Annotated in this window: 13 protein-coding genes; 6 read left to right on the top strand and 7 right to left on the bottom strand. The window is 39.9% G+C overall.

Going from position 1 to position 14,426, the window contains the following annotated elements:
• Window position 1: 1 nt before the first annotated feature.
• From JWG41_RS01460 to JWG41_RS01450, 4 genes are all read right to left on the bottom strand, one after another.
• On the bottom strand, window positions 2-697 hold the full coding sequence (locus JWG41_RS01460; protein WP_205268255.1) for a hypothetical protein: 696 nt from the start codon (window positions 695-697) through the stop codon (window positions 2-4).
• Window positions 698-745: 48 nt separating this feature from the next.
• On the bottom strand, window positions 746-1,156 hold the full coding sequence (locus JWG41_RS20890; RefSeq protein WP_232373609.1) for an Lcl C-terminal domain-containing protein: 411 nt from the start codon (window positions 1,154-1,156) through the stop codon (window positions 746-748).
• Window positions 1,150-2,100 carry an Lcl C-terminal domain-containing protein gene (locus JWG41_RS01455; protein ID WP_232373608.1) on the bottom strand — a complete coding sequence of 317 codons (951 nt, stop codon included), beginning with the start codon at window positions 2,098-2,100 and terminating at the stop codon, window positions 1,150-1,152. Before JWG41_RS01455 ends, JWG41_RS20890 begins: the two co-directional genes overlap by 7 nt.
• Window positions 2,101-2,195: 95 nt before the next feature.
• Complete coding sequence (locus JWG41_RS01450; protein ID WP_205268208.1) at window positions 2,196-4,496, bottom strand: PP2C family protein-serine/threonine phosphatase; 2,301 nt, start codon at window positions 4,494-4,496, stop codon at window positions 2,196-2,198.
• Between the two features lie 137 nt (window positions 4,497-4,633).
• Here JWG41_RS01450 and JWG41_RS01445 point away from each other — a divergent pair, with 137 nt between their 5' ends.
• Together JWG41_RS01445 and JWG41_RS01440 are read left to right on the top strand one after the other, a co-directional pair.
• Entirely contained in the window at window positions 4,634-5,392 is a 759-nt protein-coding gene (locus JWG41_RS01445) for an SDR family NAD(P)-dependent oxidoreductase (protein ID WP_205268207.1), read from the top strand.
• Between the two features lie 117 nt (window positions 5,393-5,509).
• Complete coding sequence (locus JWG41_RS01440) at window positions 5,510-8,089, top strand: PAS domain-containing protein (protein WP_232373617.1); 2,580 nt, start codon at window positions 5,510-5,512, stop codon at window positions 8,087-8,089.
• On the opposite strand, the gene JWG41_RS01435 is transcribed toward JWG41_RS01440, so the two are convergent.
• Complete coding sequence (locus tag JWG41_RS01435) at window positions 8,086-8,502, bottom strand: response regulator (RefSeq protein WP_205268206.1); 417 nt, start codon at window positions 8,500-8,502, stop codon at window positions 8,086-8,088. The two genes, JWG41_RS01440 and JWG41_RS01435, sit on opposite strands and share 4 nt — an antisense overlap.
• A 78-nt stretch (window positions 8,503-8,580) precedes the next feature.
• Between JWG41_RS01435 and JWG41_RS01430 the strand changes: the two genes are divergently transcribed.
• Together JWG41_RS01430 and JWG41_RS01425 are read left to right on the top strand one after the other, a co-directional pair.
• Complete coding sequence (locus tag JWG41_RS01430; RefSeq protein ID WP_205268205.1) at window positions 8,581-10,596, top strand: oxidoreductase; 2,016 nt, start codon at window positions 8,581-8,583, stop codon at window positions 10,594-10,596.
• 8 nt (window positions 10,597-10,604) lie between these two features.
• Window positions 10,605-11,444 carry a TrmH family RNA methyltransferase gene (locus JWG41_RS01425; protein WP_205268204.1) on the top strand — a complete coding sequence of 280 codons (840 nt, stop codon included), beginning with the start codon at window positions 10,605-10,607 and terminating at the stop codon, window positions 11,442-11,444.
• An 8-nt stretch (window positions 11,445-11,452) separates the two neighbouring features.
• Here the strand turns inward: JWG41_RS01425 and JWG41_RS01420 are convergent, their stop codons facing one another.
• Together JWG41_RS01420 and JWG41_RS01415 are read right to left on the bottom strand one after the other, a co-directional pair.
• A complete protein-coding gene (locus JWG41_RS01420; RefSeq protein ID WP_205268203.1) occupies window positions 11,453-11,647 on the bottom strand; it encodes a hypothetical protein in 195 nt (64 codons plus the stop codon).
• Complete coding sequence (locus JWG41_RS01415) at window positions 11,634-12,758, bottom strand: lysophospholipid acyltransferase family protein (protein WP_205268202.1); 1,125 nt, start codon at window positions 12,756-12,758, stop codon at window positions 11,634-11,636. The genes JWG41_RS01420 and JWG41_RS01415 overlap by 14 nt, the downstream gene beginning before the upstream one ends.
• A 319-nt stretch (window positions 12,759-13,077) precedes the next feature.
• On the opposite strand from JWG41_RS01415, the gene JWG41_RS01410 reads away from it, so the two are divergent.
• Entirely contained in the window at window positions 13,078-13,413 is a 336-nt protein-coding gene (locus JWG41_RS01410; protein ID WP_205268201.1) for a MarR family EPS-associated transcriptional regulator, read from the top strand.
• Window positions 13,414-13,473: 60 nt separating this feature from the next.
• Window positions 13,474-14,424, top strand: coding sequence for a GDP-L-fucose synthase family protein (locus JWG41_RS01405; protein WP_205268200.1), 951 nt, complete (start codon window positions 13,474-13,476; stop codon window positions 14,422-14,424).
• Window positions 14,425-14,426: the final 2 nt, after the last annotated feature.

The following is a 14,426-nucleotide window of genomic DNA, read 5'->3' as shown; positions in this document are numbered from 1 at the left end:
ATTAATCTTTGCTCGGGAATATAGGAACTTGTGTTCGGTTCAGTATTTTTCTACCTGTTGTCGTGATGTTGGGAAAAAAGTTAGGGTCACGGTCGGGATTGGTAAGTAAAAGTTTTACATCACGAATTTTTTCGTAACATTCTTTCATAAAGAGTTGGTGCCCACATCCGAGTAGATGGTATCCTTCATGGATGAGAGTGGATTTGGGACTCGTAAATAAAATTTGAATGGTGGATATATATTTGGCTTTGATATACCCTCTAGTGTTGGATCTACCTTCCACGGCTCCTTGGACTTCCAGTTTCACACCCACACCCGCAAAGATACCTAGGGTCAAAACTTCAAAAGCAATGTCTCCCCAGGTTCGTCCTTTCAAATAAACGAGACGATCACAATTTTTTGTTAGGGGGAGGGTCATTAAATAACTTAAAATATCTGTTCCCCAAAATCCCGGCCTTTCCATTTCTTCCAATACGATTGGCTCGGCCTTTAGGTTGTAGAGAGATAGTTCTTCGTTCCAAGCCAAAAATAAATTTTGGATTTCTTCCCCGGTAATGTTTGGTTCGTGTAAAATACAAACTCGAAAATTTGCATTTTCTCCAAAAGAAATTCCTTCGCGAACTTTGGTTTCATGAAATCCAATCGTCGTGCATTGGAAAATGAATAATAGAAGTAGATAAGGAAAAAGTTTTAACATTTTAAATGGAGATTTCAATTTTCGATCCTATGTTTTTTTCGCCAAACATTAAAAATCGGTTACACAGCGAGTAAGGTTGGTTGAGTTATTTGCTTTTGCATCACCACCTCCGCTAGAAGAACCGAAAAAAACTACAAAAGCATCTGCTGGAGTGGAAAGTAGGGATGTAGATGTCCAATAGTTTGAGGAGGCAGTGTTTGGAAGGTAAATAGGATCAAATCCAGGGCTACCGTAAGTGAGATAAAAATCTAGTAAACTTCTCAGCTCACTGGCATTGGGGAGTCGCCATGTTTTTCCGGCGAGATTCAATCCTTGGCAGTAGCTAATCGCCCCAGACCAATTAGTAATTAGATTCGTTCCCCCTGCACAAGTGGTTAGGTTGGTTTGTCCTGCAGTGCATCTTTGCCAAACAAGAGATGTGTCCAGGTCTAGAATCGTTCCATCATTATTGTTTAACAATCGTTTGTTTTTAATAGGTAATGAATTAGAACACAACGCAAATGGTGACTGTCAGTGAAATCGCCTGATCCAATCGAAGATTGTATGAAGGTAGCGTTAAATGTACGTGATCCTAGAGTACTGATCGTATTGGTTTTAAAATTAAAACTATCGGTGACAGGAAAAAAAGTCTGATCAATCGATGGATTTTCCAAAGCATAATTATAAGTAGTTAAATATTCGTCAAGTTCTGGTACCCGCCAGTCAGTCCGATTGGCAAATCCCGATCCAACGTTGAGACTCGCGCATTCTGCTAGCGCAGGCGAATATTGAAAGATTGTTGTACCAGGAGTTGTACATCCAATCCCGGTTTTTCCCCTTTGGCAACTCGTCCAAACAAGTCCAGTGTTTGGGTCCGTTGTGATTTCCACACCGGCAACAAGGGTGGGGCCAATAAAACTTTGCGGTGTTCCTTTCTGAAGATTTCCATCTTGTCCGGGAAGACTGGAACAACTCGCTAGGTTGTTAGCCCCGTCATAACAAGTGGTTTGGTTGGTTTTAGTCGGTAGTTTTCTCATCCACGCGGGTTGGTAGGTGCAACTGGCGGAACCTTTGGGATTACTGGCAGTGATGGTAAAATTTTGCCTGTTGGCTTTCCAGCCCGTAAAACTTCCTTGGAGAGAATTCGAAAACGGGGAAAATGATATCCCTGCGGGTAGAGGTGGTGAGGAAGAAAAACTCACACGCGTTCCATCTGTAGCAAAACTTTCTACGAAGAAATTTCCATTCACTTGCGGAACCAGAGGAGGACAAATCAAGTATGTGGGTGGATCCACCTTGAGAACCACTCCGCAGTGTGCGGTTTCATCAAAGTTGATCAATCGAACTAGAAGGCTTTCCAAGTAATCATCAGATTTGGGATCACAAAGGTTTTTGGGTTTTGCCCTCTGACAAAAAAATGACATAGAAAGAACCAGAAAAGTACAGAATATTCTCTTGGTTCGTGATACCATCGAAACTCGCTAAAGAAGGATGATCCTTCCTCCAATTTCTTAGGGATTTAATCAAGAACTTTCTTTTTAAAGTCTTCAATTTGCATGCGAAAACTTTCCACTCGTTTGGAATCAGCAGTGAGAAAGGAAGCCAGTCCCAAAGTTTTTTCTGCCTTAGGCAAATTGCCTACTAATAGATAAAGTTGTACAAGCCGTAATAGGTTTGCTAGGTGGCCCGGGTTTCTCAGTCGAATCCTTTCGCCCATATCGATAGCTTTACCGTATTCTTTAGTTTGTTTGTAGGTGAAGGAGGCAAGGTAGATGAGGTCGGTGTCCCCTGGAAATTCTTCTATATAAGAATTGAATTTTTCGGAAGCGAGTGTGTATTCTTTCGTACGAACTAAAAGGCGAAGGAGGGCTCTTAATATTTCTTGGTTTTCTGGATTGATTTTATTGGCTTCGAGCAGATTCTCCTTTGCTTTTTCCAATAGATTTTCCTTGATATTCGATCTTGCTTTACGCATCAACTCGTAGGATTCTTTTCTGATGGATCTCGGAGGAAGGGACAGGTGTTCTTTGAAGGAGATCCGCATCAAACTCAAATCGTCGGTGAGTTCCCCTGTTTCCAAAATGGAATGGTAAATGGATTTTAATTCCCCTTTCCCCGATTCCACATGGTGTAAAAATAATTCTTCATCATGGTTGATTTTTCTTAAATCGGCCTCTGTCACAAATTCGATATCATCCCGACCGTCTGAACCTAAAATTAAAATATCACCAGGTTGCAACTGTAAGGTGGAAATCTCCAAAGCATTTTCTTTGACTGGTGTTCCTAACTTTCGCAGTTCCGAATTGGTTTTGATGAATTCGGCCTTCTCATTTCGAAGTAGTACAGACCATGGGTGTTCGGCATTTACATAATAAACAAGTCCTGTTTCATCATCAATCAGACCCATAACCATAGAAACTAACATAGAACAGTCGAAGCTTTCGAAAATATGATGGAGTTCTTGGTAGGCGTTTTTGATCCACCTTTCTGCATAAAGAAGTTTGACCGACTGGACTGCGAGAGAACGTTCCAAAATGGACTGAACGGCCGCACCGAGAACGAGAACCCCTCCAGCACCTTGTAAAGATTTCCCCATCGCGTCGGCATTGAGAAAGAAAGTATATTCTTTACCACGTAAAGAAACCGTTCTTGTGATACAAATATCTCCTCCGATTTCATTTTCTCTTCCATGGAAGGTAAAGGTTTTCTTTTGTTTGATAAAAAAATCTGTTTTTACATTGGTTCCAAGTGTTTTGTTCAAACTGAGGGGTTTGATGAGAAGTGAGGTGAGAAAATAATCCCCATCTTGTTGTTTTTTGAGATATTCGACTGTCTCTAAACTGTTTCGAAGTTCCGAGGTTTTTGCTTCGACTAATTCTTGTAAGTTTTCTCTAATCCTTCCCACTTCTCTAGTTGCTTTTTCAAAATTTTCTGCAAATTGGATGAATTCTTTATCTATCGAAAGAATGGGGAGGGCACCGCGTCCCCCTGTTGCCAAACTATTTGCTGATTCGTTGATTTGTTCCAACGTTAAATTAATGGATTGGAAAAACATAAAAATCAAAATGACCGCTTCAAAAAAGGTCATGGTAATGAAGGCCGAAATTTTAACAAGGCTTGCATTTTCAAAGGAGATAAATACGGCAAGAACACTGAGTGATAACAATATTAGGATGAGTAAAAATATGAACTTACCCTTGAGGCTCATAATCCCGTGGTTTTTATGAATCGCCACATCCTTGTAGGCCAAGATCTTTTTGATCTCCACCCGTTTGGCTCCTGTAAAATAATCGGAGATGATATAAGAAAACCCTCCGTAAACAAAAACGGCCGCAAGCCAACCGATGAAAATCAATGCCAATTCATAGAACGGGTGTTTGTAAATGATATGAGTGATGGATACAGAAATAAAAACTAGAGAGGCATAACGCAGAGCGGCATACATGTTCTCTTTTGGAAAATCAATGATGGAGTTTAAAATACTTTCTAATTCCAAAATATCTTTGTGGCGGATGGTTTCATTGGGTCTTAGAGTTCTGTTTAGTTTTTTGGTATCAGACCGAAAACCTTGGTAACCCAAAGGAGCAAGGATTCCAAACTCAACACTATGGCCAAGAGCCGCAAATAAAGTGGCAATGACAAAAACCAAAACCACTTCTGGGTGGTTTACGGCAGTGAAATCGGGGATTAGGGCCGATCCGAAAAAATAAGCATAAAAGGCACCGAAAAACGCACCCAAAAGAGAGAAAAAGACGATGGCGAAGCTATAGGAAATGTATTTATAGAAGAATTTGAAAATACGATCAAAAAAGATGCTCATACGGATTCCTCAAGGAAAACAAAAGTTAGAGATAAAAAACACTTAGTAAAGATTTTTTATAGAATTGTTCTAAAAAAGTTAGATGTCTTATTAAAAAGAACTTTATTCCGAATCTCTCCCGTTTAGGTTTCTGCCATATGGAACTAAAAAACAAAAGAATCGTGATTACCGGAGCAGGTTCTGGAATCGGCAAAGAGACCGTATTGCAAGTGTTAAAGCACGAAGGTGTAAAGGTTCTCGCCTGCGATTTGAATGAAAAAAACATTCTTGTCCATCCCAATGTGATTCCTTACAAATGCGACGTATCCAAAAAGGAAAATTTGGATAAATTATTGAAAGATGCGGATAAAAAATTGGGTGGAATCGATATATTTTATGCCAATGCTGGTTTTGCTTATTATGAAGTGATTCCGAACGCGGATTGGGACAGAATTGATCGAATTTATAAAACCAATGTATTTTCGCCTTTGTATTGTTTGATTGCTCTGAACCAAACTCGAAAAGATCCATTTTTATTCATCGTAACCGCATCAGCCATGAGCCATTTGGCCCTTCCTGGGTACGCTCAGTATTCTTCGACAAAAGCCGCTGTACGTTCGTTTATCGATGCCTACAGGTATGAATTGAAACCAGGAAACCAAGTGATGGTGGTGTACCCGATTGCAACAAGAACGAAGTTCTTTGATGCTGCTGGGAAAAAGGTTCCTGTTCCTTTCCCAAGCCAATCTCCGGAGACCGTGGCAAAAAAAGTCGTGAAGGGAATCCAGTCCGGTGCCAAAGAAGTCTACCCTTCCTTTCTATTTCGTTTCATCCAAGTTCTTGACCGGTTTTTGTTTTTCATCCTACCGGTTTACCAAAAAATAGAAGCTACGAAATTGGAATCTTTGAAAAAGTAAGTCTACATAGAAGTGGATTCTAAAGTGAGACAGGGAGAGGAATCGAAAGGAGAAAATCCAGAAGGACGTCTTTCCGCCGATGAAAAGTTTGTCGAGGCGGAGCTTTTGACAACCATAATGAATGTCAGCTCCACAGCCATGACAGTCCTAAATCCCGCGGGACAAATTCTTTATGCAAACCCAGCTTCGGAATCGGTTCTTGGGATCAAACTAAACGATATCCTTTCCCGAACATACAATGCACCGGAATGGAAAAACACTTCACTGGATGGAGGTCCTTGGAAAGCAGAGGACCAACCATTCAATATTGTTTTAGAAACAAAAAAACCTGTCACAGACATTCGTCATGCCATAGAAGATTCTTCGGGAAATAAAAAATACCTATCAGTCAATGGGTCTCCTGTATTTAACAAACAAGGAGAATTATCCTTCCTTGTATTTCTCATCACGGACATTTCGGAAAATGTACTTAAACAAAAAGCCTTAGAATACAATGAATCTAAATACCGCACGATCACCGAACTTTCGTTAAGTATGGTGTATGATATGGACATCAAAACTGGTGAAAATATTTGGGGTGGGGCCATTCAGGAAATCACGGGATACACTGCCGAAGAATTCCAAAAAATTGGTTATGAAGAATGGCTTTGTGCCATCCATCCCGATGATAGAGAAACAGCGGCAAAATTGTTTCTGGAATCTTCAGAGAATCATAAAAAGTTTTCTGCAGAATACCGATATCAAACAAAATCAGGTAATTATGTTTATATAGAAGATAACGGAATTTTTTTATACGACGAGAATAATAGAAGTTATCGGATGTTTGGTGCCATGATCAATCGAACCAAACAAATGGAAGCTGGTTTTGCTCTTAAGGAATCGGAGTCACGACTCGTTATGGCACTGGATGCCGTGAAGATGGGGATTTGGAGTTGGGATATTCAAACAAGAAAGATATATTGGTCTCCGCAGACTTACAATATTTATGGGTATTCCAGTGAAGATTTTGAAATCTCTGAGGAAAAATTCATCGAGTTAACCTATAAGGAAGATTTAGAGTTAATCGGAAAAGAAATACGGACCCTTATGGAGGATCCCACACGTTCTGCATATCGATTACAAAATCGAATCCACCATTCAGATAAAAAAATCCATTGGATTGAATCAAGAGGAAATATCATTCGGGACACTTCGGGAAAACCAATAAAATTATTAGGAACGGTTTTAGATATCACTGAAATCAAGTTAAGTGAAGAGGCCCTTCGAAAGTCCGATGAACGATTTGAAACATTTTATCAATTCTCTACCGAAGCCTTTTTGATTTTTGATGCCAATGGGCTCACAGCAAAGGATTCCAATTTTGCTTTCCAAAGGTTATTTGGGTTTGAGTTAGAAGACACACCAAAGTTAAAAATTAGAAACCTTCTCACTACGGGATCTCTTCGAAAGATTCGCGAGAAAATTGGGAATCATTTGACTGGTTCTCTTGAGATCGTTTGTAAAAAGAAAAACGGGGACCTCTTTCCAGCCCTTGTTTCGATTAAACGTTTTTTATATAAAGAAACCAATTCCATTGCTTATAGTATTTTTGATTTGAGTCCCTTAAAAGAAGTGGAGGAACTCCGTCTTATCAATTCAGAAATCCGAGATAAAAACAGGCTGATTGAAAGGCAAAAATTGGAATTAGAGATGGCGTTCGAAAATTTAAAACGAACCCAAGACCAATTGATCCAATCAGAAAAATTAGCCGCCTTAGGTCAGTTAATTGCAGGTATTGCGCATGAAATCAATAATCCCATTGGAGCCGTCAAAGCATCGAATCAAAATATGTTGGATTGGCAAAAACGATACGGCCTTGCCTCTCAATTGTATCGGGAAGCAATTCTTGCTGTGGCAGGTCCAGAACAGAAGATTGTCAAAACCATCCTTGGTAACTTAGACCAACCCATTGAGTTTTATACTGGGAAAGAAGAACGGCTTCGTAAAAAACGAAATAAAGAAGTGTTTGTGAGTTATGGATTTTCGCCCAGTTTGGCAGAAGAATTTGCTGAGAATTGGGTCGACCTTGGGATTGGAGAAATTGATCCGAGTTATCTACCCTTATTCCAATCCCATTATATAAAAGTTTTTTTAGATTATTTTTCTTTGGAAATTCAATTCCGAAGGAACACTCGTTCCATCCAACTCGCCGTAGATCGAATTTCTAAAATCATGTATGCACTGAAGAACTTCTCTCGCTTTGATGTCGATGGTAAAAAAAGTAGGGCCTCCATTCCTGATACCATTGAAACAGTCCTCACCATCTACCAAAACCAATTGAAACGTGGAATCAATCTAATCAAAAAGTTTGATCCTGTAGCACCAATTGAATGTTATCCGGATGATTTGTTGCATGTATGGACCAATTTAATCTATAACTCTTTACAAGCGATGTCCTTTGTTGGGGAATTAGAAATTGCGGTAAAAGATTGTGCTGAGGAAATTCTTGTGTCTTTAAAAGATTCTGGCCCTGGCATTCCAAAAGAGATCCAATCCAAAATCTTTGAACCATTCTTTACCACCAAAGCTCCAGGAGAAGGGAGTGGGCTTGGACTCGATATCGTAAATAAAATTGTGAAGCGACATGGGGGACGAATTGAACTCTCATCCGTTCCTGGGGAAACGACCTTTTTTATTTATCTTCCTAAAAACAATTAATCCAACATAGCATGAGAAATAGTGGAGATAAGTTCTTTTTCGTCCCAAGGTTTTTTTAAAAAAACAATGGGTCCGATTTCTGAATTGAGATCTTCGATGGATTTTTGATCCGCAAAACCAGTAACAATTACCTTTTCGATATTGGGATAGGAATGGTGTACCTTTCTAAAAAACTCATCTCCATTCATTCCAGGCATGGACCAATCCGAGATGATGATGGAAACAGAACTTCCTTCTTCTTCTAATTCTAAAAGTAAATCCCAAGCCTCTCTTGCATTCTCTGCAGTTAAGTATTTGTATTGTTCTCCGAAGTGCTGTCTTACTTGCGATTTCATACTCATTAATATAATGGATTCATCATCTACAAAAAGAATTGCATTCTTCGTATTCTTATTCTCAGTCACAATTCCCACAGGAGATTGTTATACATGTTCGCTAATGGATTGCAAGTAAATCTTGCCAAAATCTTCTATTTTCTTTTCTTGTAGCATATGACACCCTATCCAAATCTTTTGTCTCCTTTATCTTTAGGATTCACTACACTCAGAAATAGAACCATTATGGGATCCATGCACACAGGCCTGGAAGAAGCACCCAATGGATATGAACGAATGGCTGCCTTTTACGGAGAAAGAGCCAAAGGGGGAGTGGCTCTGATTGTCACGGGAGGCATTGCTCCGAATGAAGCCGGCCGGGTATCGAGAGGCGGGGGTGTTATGGACACCGAAGAGGAAGCCCACCACCACCGTGTGGTGACCGATGCTGTACACAAAGAGGGTGGAAAAATTGCCTTGCAGATCCTCCATACAGGAAGGTATGGATATCATGATAAAATTGTGGGGGCATCCAACCTTCGAGCTCCTATCAATATGTTCAAACCTCATCCCTTAACAGAAGAGGAGATTTTAAAAACCATCGAAGATTTTGCGCGCTGTTCGGAACTCGCGAAGTTAGCAGGTTATGACGGTGTAGAAATTATGGGGAGTGAAGGTTATCTCATCAACCAATTCATTGCCAAACGAACCAATAACCGAACGGATGATTGGGGTGGAAGTTTTGAAAATCGGATTAAGTTTCCCATCGAAATCATCAAAGCCGTTCGGAAACGAGTAGGAACTGATTTTATTATCATCTATCGCCTGTCCATGTTAGATCTTGTGGAAGACGGCGGAAACATAGACGAGGTGCTTATCCTTGCGAAAGAAATAGAAAAAGCAGGGGCCACAATTATTAATACAGGAATTGGTTGGCATGAAGCACGGATCCCGACCATTGCCATGATGGTTCCGAGAGCAGCCTTTACTTGGGTCACGGCTAAAGTCAAAGGGCATGTAAACATTCCTCTTGTCACTTCCAATCGAATCAACACTCCCGAAATTGCGGAATCTGTTCTCGCCGCTGGTGATGCGGATTTGGTTTCTATGGCAAGGCCCTTCCTTGCAGATTCCGCTTTTGTCAATAAAGCAGCTGCGGGTAAATCACAAGAGATCAATACTTGTATCGCTTGCAACCAAGCTTGTTTGGATCATATCTTTCAAGGCAAAATCTGTAGTTGTTTGGTCAACCCAAGAGCTTGCCATGAAACCGATTTGATTATCGAAAAAACAAATAAGCCCAAAAAGGTAGCCGTTGTCGGTGCGGGTCCCGGTGGGATGGCTTGTTCCACAACCCTTGCGGAACGCGGACATTCTGTAACTTTGTTTGATGCGGGGGCAGAACTTGGGGGACAACTCAATATTGCCCGTCGGATCCCAGGAAAAGAAGAATTCAAAGAAACCATTCGTTACTTTGGCGAAATGGTGAAAAAACATGGGGTGGATTTGAAACTCAATACCTTTGTTTCCGCAGAGGATCTCATCAAACAAGGGTTTGATGAAGTAGTGCTTGCCACTGGTGTCACACCAAGAACTCCCGAGATTCCTGGGATTCACGGTGAAAATGTTTTGAGTTATGTGGATGTAGTTCTCAAAGGAAAACCTGTGGGAAAACGTGCCGTTGTCATGGGTGCTGGTGGAATCGGATATGATGTGAGTTTACTCCTCACCGATGCAGGACATTCTTTCACGAAAGAAAACTATCTCAAAGAATGGGGAATCAACCAAACAATTTCCAAGGATGGGGGACTCGGAACCAAAGACACTCCGCGCTCAGACAGGGAAGTGACCATGCTCAAACGTTCCAATAGTAAATTTGGTAACACACTGGGAAAAACAACGGGTTGGATTCATAAAACCTCGTTAGAAGACAGGAAGGTCACTCAAATCTCTGGTGTGACATACAAAGCCATTGAAGCTGATGGGATTCTCATCGAAGTGAAAGGGGAAACGAGAAAAATTCCTTGTGATACGGTCGTGGTTTGTGCTGGCCAAGATCCCAATCGTTCTCTCCTCGAACCTTTACAAGAAGCAAAGATTCCTGTACATTTGATTGGGGGAGCAGACTTAGCATCGGAACTCGATGCCAAAAGAGCGATTGATCAAGGAACAAGGCTTGCTGTAACCATTTAGCCTTTGTTATGGGATCCAAACGACCTCTTAAAATCAGTGTAAAGAATGCAGAATTTCAAGTTCTCTTCGCTTTACGAACCAACCGTTCCAAACGCAGTCAGGAAAAAGAAGTGTTTGTGGAAGGAACGGAAGGGATCAAACAACTGATAGAGGCTCGTTGGGAGGTAACACGCATTCTATACCGGGATGGTGTTGCCTTATCTCATTGGGGAGAATCGGTTCTAAAAAAGTATCCTTCTGCAAAACAAATCGAAGTCTCTCCCGATTTGTATGCAGAACTTTCGGAAAAAGAAAACCCCTCTGAGTTAATCGTAACAGCAAAAATACTCACCACAAGTTTTGAGGATTTAAAAAAAATCCCATCACTAAAAAAACCATTTTATCTACTTTTTGATCGGCCGAGTGATTTGGGAAATTTCGGATCCTTGTTACGTTCGGCAGATGCTTTTCAAGTGGATGCTGTTTTTGTTTTAGGACATTCCATTGATGTTTATGATCCGAAAGTGATCCGGGCAAGTCTCGGGAGTGTATTCCATACAAAATTAATTTTTGTGGAATCCCTTTCTCATTTAGAAGCTTTTTTAAAATCGGAAAAAGACCGGTGTGGGTTAAAGGTAGTGGGAACCGATTCCCATGGCCCTCATTCCTTAAATGATCAAAGCCTTCATGCTCCGATTTTGATTATCTTGGGTAATGAGGCCAAAGGGATGAGTGTTCACTTACAATCCCTTTGTGATTCCATTGTCAACATTCCTATGTTCGGCGTTGTGAATTCTTTAAATGTTTCCTGTGCTGGTTCTATTTTGCTTTGGGAAGTGGCAAAAAATCTCACAACAGAGTCCCACTAAACCTTTGTTTAACGACAGGTGGCTATCGTTCCATCTGGATTGTATTTTACACTGGCTCCTGATGTAAATTGGATGTATCTTACCCCGTCTACACAAACTTCATCATATCCAAAATATTTCGCACACCCTCGCGAGATGGTTCCGCAACCTACAAAAAATAAACTAAAGAACAAAACAATACGGATGGGTTTAATTGGTTTCATTTACGACTCCTTGGTTAGTCAATATTCCATTCCAAATTTCTTCTAAATGGTTCAAGTGGGCTGTGAGTTGGTTTCTGTGATATAGAACTATATTTGATTTTTTTAGGTTGTGTAGAGACTTCGGAATGTGGTAGAGGATTTCTTTGGTTTGAATGGTTTGATCTTCCCAATCGATTAGTTTGCAAGTTTTTAGTTTGGAAAAAATGGATTCTAGTTGGGTATGGATATTTTCTTTTCGTAGTTCAGAAGCAATGGTGATTTCAGGGAATACCAATTCGATTTGTTTTTTGAATTTCAAAACAAGATCGGCTACTTGGTGTTTTTTAATTTTTGTTTCTTTCCCGAATTTTAATAATACATAGGAAGTCAGGTTTCCTAATGTTACCGTATAGTTTTGTCCTAATTTTTCTCCGACAAGGCGAACTACTTGATCTGCGGTGAGATCGGAATCAAATTGAAATGGTTTTCCGTATTTGATATATAGTTTTGTTTTTTGGTAGGAAAGATGGTCGTAGGTTAAAGTAAAACTATTAAAATGAAGGCTACCTATCTTAGATTTGATATAATAAGCACCCCGTTTGATTTGGTTTAAAAAACCATCGTGGTTATAGGTTCCTTCGGGAAACATAAATAAGTTGCGACCCTTTTTGATACTTGCCACAAGTTCAGTCCATTCACTATCTACCTTGTCTCTAAGTTCTCCTTTTTTGATCAGTTCCCTTGCATTATCACGAAACGGTCGTTTGATGGGGACGGCTCCAATATAACGCAATAAAACAGGGATGATTTTTGTGGCATCGATGAATCGGAAGATCCATTTGATGATTCCTTTGGCTCGGAATTCTTTTTGTAGGAATCCTGATTGTAGTATGTCTTCCCTCGCAGGAATGATCATTTTGATTTTTGGTTTCAGTCTGGGATAAACCATGGAAAGGGAAACAATGTCAGCTTCGGAAACATGGTTACAAAGTAGGGCGGAAGGGTAAGGTGTTTCTAAATGTTCGTCTGTATCGGTAAAATTCTCTTCGATGGAATGGAAAACCAGTCCCTTGGCCAAACTCACTAATTTGATGAGGAAGTCATAGGGAACCGTACGTTTTTTTGGTTTCATTGCGAATGGTATCCCTTTTTGCAGGTTCCAAGTCAATTGGAAACAGATTTTATCGAATCAGAATTGGGATTGATTCATATGGTAATTTTTGCTTTTCCTATGGTGTGGACTTTTGTTTTGTCTTTTTCGTTGTTAGGTCATTGGATCGGAAAATTTCGCAGATCCAAGCCATTGGGCTAGGGTATATTTTTGTTCAAAAGTTGAACAAAAATATCTTTACTTCGTTCAAAGACTGAACACATTTTGTAAAAAGAATGGGACTCAGGGGGCGAAGCTATGCCCGGTCCTTTTGTCCGTCTCCCTTCAGAAACTTTTCCTCATGAAAGAAAGCTACCAATACAATGACCACCATCTGAAGCTTCTACAACTCTTAGAAGAGAACCCACATTTATCCCAACGGGATGCATCGGATGTTTTGGGTTTGAGTCTCGGTAAGGTGAATTATATTTTGAAAGCCTTTCTGGATAAGGGACTAATCAAAATGAATAACTTTCGCAATAATAAAAATAAACTTTCTTATACATATTTACTCACACCTACGGGTATTGAAGAGAAAGCTAGGATGACTCTTCATTTTTATGAAATTAAAAAAAGAGAATATGAAGCATTGCGAACCGAAGTTGAAAAGTTAGGTGATAGTTTACAAAGCTTATGATAGCTTTTATATGTTGATTTTTTTTAAGTATTAGTAAATTTAAATTGGATTTCAAACAGTATGAATAAAAACTCTAAAATTTATGTAGCTGGGCACAAAGGACTTGTTGGATCGGCATTGGTTAAAATTTTAAACCAAGCTGGCTTTGAAAATGTGATAGGGCGTAGTCATGCGGAAATGGATTTAGCGAATCAAAAGGATGTATTTCATTTTTTTGAAACGGAGAAACCAGAATATGTTTTCCTTGCAGCAGCAAGAGTTGGCGGAATTCATGCAAACAATACTTACCCTGCAGAGTTCATCTTTTCCAACTTACAAATTCAAAATAATATCATTGATGCATCTTACCGTTATGGAGTGAAAAAACTTTGTTTTTTGGGATCCTCTTGCATTTATCCGAAATTTGCCAAGCAACCTATGGATGAAGGGCAACTTCTGGATGGAAAACTGGAACCAACAAACGAGCCTTATGCTGTTGCAAAAATTGCGGGAATTGTGATGTGCCAATCATACAATCGCCAATACGGTACTAATTATATTTCCGTCATGCCTACGAATTTATATGGACCTGGCGATAATTACCACCCTGAAAACTCACATGTTTTACCAGCACTCATTCGTCGGTTCCATGAAGCAAAACACCAGAATCTTCCCGAAGTGGTAATTTGGGGAACAGGAAAACCGTTACGGGAGTTTTTATACTCCGAAGATATGGCAAGGGCCTGTTTATTTTTAATGCAAAATTATGATGTGTCAGAAGATCCAAAAGGTGGCGATCATGTCAATGTTGGCTCTGGAATTGAAGTGAGTATTAAAGAATTGGCCGAAACAGTTAAGGCTGTAGTGGGTTATACTGGTAATCTTACTTTCGATTTGACCAAACCAGATGGAACTCCGAGAAAACTTCTGGATGTATCGAAGCTCCACCGAATGGGTTGGAAACATGAAGTGGAATTAAAAAACGGTGTAGAAGCAGCTTACAAAGATTTTGTGGAGAATCGAAGAGGTTAAGT

The sequence above is a fragment of the Leptospira chreensis genome (assembly GCF_016919165.1).
Lineage (GTDB): Bacteria > Spirochaetota > Leptospiria > Leptospirales > Leptospiraceae > Leptospira_A > Leptospira_A chreensis.
The sequence above is the reverse complement of the archived record's forward strand: the minus strand, read 5'-3'. Positions and strand labels throughout refer to the sequence as shown.

Bases quoted from the DNA above. Each gene is read 5' to 3' on its own strand.
- JWG41_RS01460 (WP_205268255.1), bottom strand. From the start codon at position 697: ATGTTAAAACTTTTTCCTTATCTACTTCTATTATTCATTTTCCAATGC.
- JWG41_RS01455 (WP_232373608.1), bottom strand. From the start codon at position 2,100: ATGTCATTTTTTTGTCAGAGGGCAAAACCCAAAAACCTTTGTGATCCC.
- JWG41_RS01450 (WP_205268208.1), bottom strand. From the start codon at position 4,496: ATGAGCATCTTTTTTGATCGTATTTTCAAATTCTTCTATAAATACATT.
- JWG41_RS01445 (WP_205268207.1), top strand. From the start codon at position 4,634: ATGGAACTAAAAAACAAAAGAATCGTGATTACCGGAGCAGGTTCTGGA.
- JWG41_RS01440 (WP_232373617.1), top strand. From the start codon at position 5,510: ATGAATGTCAGCTCCACAGCCATGACAGTCCTAAATCCCGCGGGACAA.
- JWG41_RS01430 (WP_205268205.1), top strand. From the start codon at position 8,581: ATGACACCCTATCCAAATCTTTTGTCTCCTTTATCTTTAGGATTCACT.
- JWG41_RS01425 (WP_205268204.1), top strand. From the start codon at position 10,605: ATGGGATCCAAACGACCTCTTAAAATCAGTGTAAAGAATGCAGAATTT.
- JWG41_RS01420 (WP_205268203.1), bottom strand. From the start codon at position 11,647: ATGAAACCAATTAAACCCATCCGTATTGTTTTGTTCTTTAGTTTATTT.
- JWG41_RS01415 (WP_205268202.1), bottom strand. From the start codon at position 12,758: ATGAAACCAAAAAAACGTACGGTTCCCTATGACTTCCTCATCAAATTA.
- JWG41_RS01410 (WP_205268201.1), top strand. From the start codon at position 13,078: ATGAAAGAAAGCTACCAATACAATGACCACCATCTGAAGCTTCTACAA.
- JWG41_RS01405 (WP_205268200.1), top strand. From the start codon at position 13,474: ATGAATAAAAACTCTAAAATTTATGTAGCTGGGCACAAAGGACTTGTT.